General features: G+C 30.3%; 9 protein-coding genes. All 9 read left to right on the forward strand.

The features are described from left to right. Positions 1-359, forward strand: a 359-nt coding sequence (locus tag AC11W3_RS10750) for a hypothetical protein (protein WP_484092988.1), incomplete at its 5' end; no start/stop codon positions are given. 164 nt (positions 360-523) lie between these two features. Continuing rightward, positions 524-1,177, forward strand: a complete 654-nt coding sequence (locus tag AC11W3_RS10755; RefSeq protein WP_484092989.1) for a hypothetical protein — start codon at positions 524-526, stop codon at positions 1,175-1,177. Further along, entirely contained in the window at positions 1,177-1,395 is a 219-nt protein-coding gene (locus tag AC11W3_RS10760; RefSeq protein ID WP_484092990.1) for a hypothetical protein, read from the forward strand. Before AC11W3_RS10755 ends, AC11W3_RS10760 begins: the two co-directional genes overlap by 1 nt. 80 nt (positions 1,396-1,475) lie before the next feature. Next, a complete protein-coding gene (locus AC11W3_RS10765) occupies positions 1,476-1,901 on the forward strand; it encodes a terminase small subunit (RefSeq protein ID WP_484092991.1) in 426 nt (141 codons plus the stop codon). Continuing rightward, positions 1,901-2,218, forward strand: coding sequence for a hypothetical protein (locus AC11W3_RS10770; protein WP_484092992.1), 318 nt, complete (start codon positions 1,901-1,903; stop codon positions 2,216-2,218). The genes AC11W3_RS10765 and AC11W3_RS10770 overlap by 1 nt, the downstream gene beginning before the upstream one ends. Then, entirely contained in the window at positions 2,219-3,529 is a 1,311-nt protein-coding gene (locus AC11W3_RS10775; RefSeq protein WP_484092993.1) for a PBSX family phage terminase large subunit, read from the forward strand. A gap of 13 nt (positions 3,530-3,542) precedes the next feature. Next, a complete protein-coding gene (locus tag AC11W3_RS10780) occupies positions 3,543-5,006 on the forward strand; it encodes a phage portal protein (RefSeq protein WP_484092994.1) in 1,464 nt (487 codons plus the stop codon). A 31-nt stretch (positions 5,007-5,037) separates the two neighbouring features. Next, positions 5,038-5,622, forward strand: a complete 585-nt coding sequence (locus tag AC11W3_RS10785; protein ID WP_484092995.1) for a DUF5662 family protein — start codon at positions 5,038-5,040, stop codon at positions 5,620-5,622. A 12-nt stretch (positions 5,623-5,634) separates the two neighbouring features. Continuing rightward, the coding region (locus tag AC11W3_RS10790) for a hypothetical protein (protein ID WP_484092996.1) at positions 5,635-5,929 on the forward strand (295 nt) is incomplete at its 3' end.

The following is a 5,929-nucleotide window of genomic DNA, read 5'->3' on the forward strand; positions in this document are numbered from 1 at the left end:
TACTATACGGAGAAGAATTGAAAGAATATGTATATGCTTCGGCTAAACTAGAGGGCTTAGAAGTACATATAAGAGACTATAAAGTATTAGAGGATGAAATACATAGGAAGATAGAAAAGGCATTGAAAATACAGGAAGAAAAAGAAATGGAAAAAGAAGTTAAGAGAAGGGGTAAAAGGATCAAAAGAGAAATACAACAAATAGATTTCGAGACTAATAAGGTTATAGAAGTGTTTACGAAAATGAGAGATGCAGAAAATAAGACAGGCTTAAAAAGACAATCCATAAGAAGTGCTTGTTTAGGCAAAAGAAATGTTTGTGGTGGTTATATATGGAAGTATGGCGAAACAATAAAATAAGGATGTGGATTAAATGCTTATGCCTGGTAATAGTAAGGTTGAAATTATAACAAGAATAAATAGAATAATGTCTACAATTAAGAAACAACAAAAGGAAATAGAATTGTTGAAAAAGAAAGTAACTGAATTAGAAAACAAATAATAAATATAAGGGGGAATAACTAATGTTTATAACTAAAAAGAGGTTATTAGAAGAAGTTAGAAAGGCTAAGTTAGAAGGAATTGCAGAGGGTAAACAGGACTTAGAAAGACAAGTTGAAATGAGTAAGGAAAGAGGAATTAAAGAAGGATATAACAGAGGTTTTACAGACAGGACAAACTATTATACTATGTCAGTTATACCAGAGTTAGAAGGAAAGGCAAATGCCTTAGATACTTTTAAAAAAGTTGCAGAACAAAGGCATAATGAAATGATTAACTTACACGAGAAAATAATTAAAAAGAATGATGATATACAGGAATTAGAAATGTATATAAGAGAATTAGAAGGAAAGGTTGCTAATTATGAAGTGGCTAACAAATCACTTAGGGAAATAGGCGAAAGGTTAATGTTTAGAGTTAGTGAGTTGAAAGAGGAATTAGAAATAATACCAAAGATACAGGAAGAAAAATGTCGCTTATATTGGTCTGGTATATATTTAAAGAATCAAAATAATATATTAAAAGGACAAATAGAAGATTTACAAATAAATAATGACCTATACGACTTCCAAGAAATAAAAAGACTAGAACAGTTGATGAAGAAAGTCAAAAGGGTTAAGGTTAAGAAGAAGATACAAGGTAGGATAGATAAATTGTTGATAAGGGGTTTGAGGTAATGAGAGTTAGAATAACAGTTATATACAAAGATAGAGAAAATGACAAAGATGTTATAGATGTAAATGTAAAAGATAGGAAAAGATTAATGAAATTTTATAAGAAGGTACAAAAAAATTTAGAAAGAAAAAAATGGTTTGGAATAGGAAAGACAAGAGACTTTGTTTTAACTAATAGCGAAAACATAGATTATATATATTTTGAAATTATAGAAGGATAACATAAAACTAAGCTAGAAGCTGTTGTATTAGACAGCTTCTTATTTAATTGTTAAAATAAATATAAAAGGGGGTGCTGAATATGGCTGATATGCTAACAGCAAGACAAGAAGCATATGTCCAAGCCCTAGTTGAAGGAAAGTCCCAAAGGGAAGCATATAGACACGCATTTAAATGCCCTAACGCTAAAGACGAAACTATAGATAGTAGGGCAAGTAGAATGTTCAAGAATGATAAGATTAAAGCAAGGTATAGGCAACTGATAAATGAAACGAGTAAAAAAGCTATTTGGACAAGAGAAGATGCCATAAATGATTTGATATGGTTGAAAGAAATAGCAAAGGCTGATATAAAAGAAAAAGGATTGAAGAAAGTTAGTGCTGATACAATGACAGGGACTATAAAAGAATTGAATACATTAGAAGCTTTATATAAGAAAGACTTAGATGACTTAGAAGACAATGATATTAAGATAACGATTAATAAGAAGAAGAAGGAAGTGGATTAATGAACATACCTAATAAAATAAGAATAGGTAGTTGTGATTATAGCATAAAGCTTTCAGATGAAAAGTTAATATTGAACAACATGGAATGTAAAGGCATTATAGATTATGAATTTCACAATATAAAGATAAATAATGAAATACAAGACTTGCAAGGACAAGAACAAACTTTTCTACATGAATTGATACATGGCATTATAAGAGAGCGAAATTTAGACGTAAATAATAGCAATGAAGAAACTATCGTCGATGAAATAGCAACAGGCTTACATCAAGTTATAAGAGACAATAATGCTATATTTACAAAGGAAGCTGAATAAATGGAAGTGGTAAAAGAAGTTAATCCAAGGTTTGAGGACTTTCTATTTGATTGGTCACAAAAGGTATATTTCAGTGTAGGTGGTTATGGTAGTAGTAAATCATATCACATAGCACTAAAAGTTATATTGAAACTTCTAGAAGAAAAAAGGAAATGTCTTGTTGTGCGTGAGGTATATGATACATTGCGTGATAGTTGTCATTCACTCTTTGAAGAAATAATTGACGATTTAGGATTATCAGAAAAGGTTAAAGTCATGAAAAGTCCTATGTGCATAAAGTTTCCTAATGGATCTGAAATCATATATAAAGGGTTGGATCATGTTCGCAAGCTGAAGTCTATAAATGGCTTATCAATGGCTTGGATAGAAGAATGTTCAGAGGTTAAATACGAAGGCTTCTTAGAGGTCTTAAATGGTCGTCTAAGACACCCAACATTAAAGAACCATCTTATACTATCAACTAATCCTGTAAGCAAATCTAATTGGACCTATAAACATTTCTTTAAGACTAAAGATGCTGATAACAAAGAAGTTGTATTCTTAGATGATGAAGAATTATATAAAAAAGGTACAATTATAAAGGACAACATATACTATCATCACTCTAAAGCTGACGATAATTTATTCTTACCAGAAGATTACATAGCTTCTTTAGAAAGTTTAAAACTACACGACCCAGACTTATACAGGATAGCACGTAAGGGGCAATTCGGCACTAATGGGGTTAAGGTACTTCCTCAATTTGAAGTACAAGCACATGAAGAAGTAATGGAACAAGTAAACAAGATACCTAGAAGTATGAAAAGGGTAGGGCTAGACTTCGGTTTTGAAACCTCATACAATGCTGTTGTAAGAATGGCAATAGACCATGACAGAAAGATACTATACTTATATTATGAGTATTATTCTAGAGGCAAAACAGATCCAGAAATTGCGAAAGATTTAGAAGAATTTAAACGCACTAGAGAAAGAATAATATCAGAGAGTGCCGAACCTAAGAGTATAGCTTATTACAGGCAACAAGGGTTTAATATGACACCTTGCAAGAAGTTTCAAGGTAGTAGGCTACAGAATACTAAGAAGGTTAAAAGATTCCATAAAATAGTATGTTCTGATAAGTGTAGAAATATAATTGATGAATTACAAGATTTAACTTTTAAGAAAGACAAAGATGGCAACGTAATAGAAGACGAATTTGACAAAGATCCTCATACATTTAGTGCTATATGGTATGGCTTAGATGGTTACGAGGTATCAGATTTAAAAGGTAATGCTTTAAGAACACATAGTAAAAATACATTTAACATTTAAAGGGGGTTAGACAATGAGAAAGATTAAACTAGATAGGTCTTTCATTTATGAGGGCGAAACAGGTCAAATATCAAAACAACTCATAGACTACATACTAGAAACTCATCAACCAGAAGCACAGAGAATAAAGAAACTAGAAGCATACTATGATAATGATAATGATATACTACAAAGGCAAATGATAGACAAATTGAAGCCTAATAATAAGATAGCACACCCTTATTTCAGTTATATAACAAATATGTGTGTAGGTGCTTTGGTGGGTATTCCTGTATCATGGACTAAGAAAGCAGAAGAAGGCGACGAGTTGTTAGAAGAATTAAATAATATATTTGATTACAATGACGAAGAAGACACTAACACCTCTATAGCTGAAAAACAAAGTATAGATGGTTATGCTGTTGAAATGCTTTATATAGATAATAATAAAATACCTAGATTTAAGAATATAGCAACTGAAGAAGTGGCTTTGGTCTTTGACAATACTGTTGAAGAAAACCTAATATTAGCTGTTAGATATTATAAAACTTTTAAACTAGGACAAACAGAGAAAAAAGACGATTACACAATTGAAGTATATGACGATAGAAATATATATTATTATAACTACTATGAGAAAAAAGAAGGTACTGAAACAATTAAAGTATTAGAAGCTGATAATAAAATAAATGGCTTTAACGTAGTACAACACAGCTTCATAGACGTACCTTTTACATACTATCCTAATAACGATAAATTATATGGAGATGCTGAAAAGGTTAAAAGTCTTATAGATAGTTATGATAAGCTTTCTTCTGATAGAATGAATGAGTTTGAATACTTCAATGATTGTTATATGGTTATTACAGGGGCTTATTTAGATCCGGAGGATAAGAATTTTAAACAACTTAAAGAACAAAAGATAATTAACTTTGATGCTGAAAATGGAAAAGTTGAGTTTCTTATAAAAGATATAGTTGATACAGCAAATGAGAATTATGCAACTAGATTAGATAAGGATATACATAAGTTTTCGCTTGTGCCATGTCTTACTGATGATACTTTCGGCACAGCTAGTGGGGAAGCTTTAAAGTATAAACTTATGGGATTTGTCACACTATTAGGAAAGAAACAAAGGAAGTTTAAAACGGGCTTAATGAGAAGGGTTGAATTAATTTGTGGACACTATAACAAATACAAAAGTGCTTCTTATGACTTCACACAAATAAAGCCTAGCTTCTATATAAACCTTCCAGAGAATGAAACAGAAATAACTAACATGATTAAACAATTAGAAGGAATAGTATCAAGAGAAACTAGACTTTCTTGGATGAAAAGGATTGATGATCCACAAGCAGAGAATGAAAAGGTTAAGTTAGAGAAAGAAGAATTGATGAATGGCATGGATAACTATAACGACGCATTTAAAGACGCTTCTAAGCCTACAGAAAACAAAGATAATACAAATATAACTACAAATAAAGAGGAAGCCTTATAGGGCTTCTTTTTTATAAAACAGGAGGTTTATTATGAAAATAAAAAACTATATAGAATATTTTAAATATATATTAGAACACAAGAAAAACGTATTTAAAACGTGTTGGAAAAGAAAACTGTATATTCACGCTTTTACACATGATTTATCAAAATTCTTACCGAGTGAATTTATACCTTACGCTAGGTATTTTTATATAGATAAAGTTAAATATAAAGAGGATTTTGAAAAAGCATGGGAACAACATTATTTAACAAACAAACATCATTGGAATTATTGGATAGGGTTAGAAATGCCAAGAAAATATATTTTGCAAATGGTTTGCGATTGGGAAGCTATGTCTTTAAAGTTTGGAGATACAGCACAGGCTTTTTATTTGAAAAATTATAATAAAATCAAATTACATAGACAAACTAGATGGATTTTAGAATGTATACTTGAAATAACTAATTTCCCGTTTCAAGTAAATGATGAATATTTATGGATGACACTTGAAGAAATAACTAACGATATTAGAGATTACAGAGAAAAGCATCCGAAGAATTACAGTTATTGGCTTGAAAACAAGTTTATACCTTATTATAAAGAAAGATATGGTGTAGATATAAGCAATATATAAGGGGGCTGTTTTATGAATAAGCAAAAAAATAAAGAATATTGGTTAGATAGAGTAGAATATCACGATAATACATATATGAGAAAAGCCGAAAAAGTTATAGTAGAGTTAAAAAATAGTTATAAGAAAGCCTATGAGGATATATTAAATCAATTGGCTTATATATATGCAACAACTGATAACATAGACTTAGCTTCATTCAACGAAAAACAAAGGTTAAATAAGCTTCTAAAAGATATAAAGGTAATACTAGAAGGTGTTGGTGCTACAGTTGATAAAAAGACAACTGAACACTTAGCAGATACATATT

The organism is Geomonas sp., assembly GCF_056994735.1.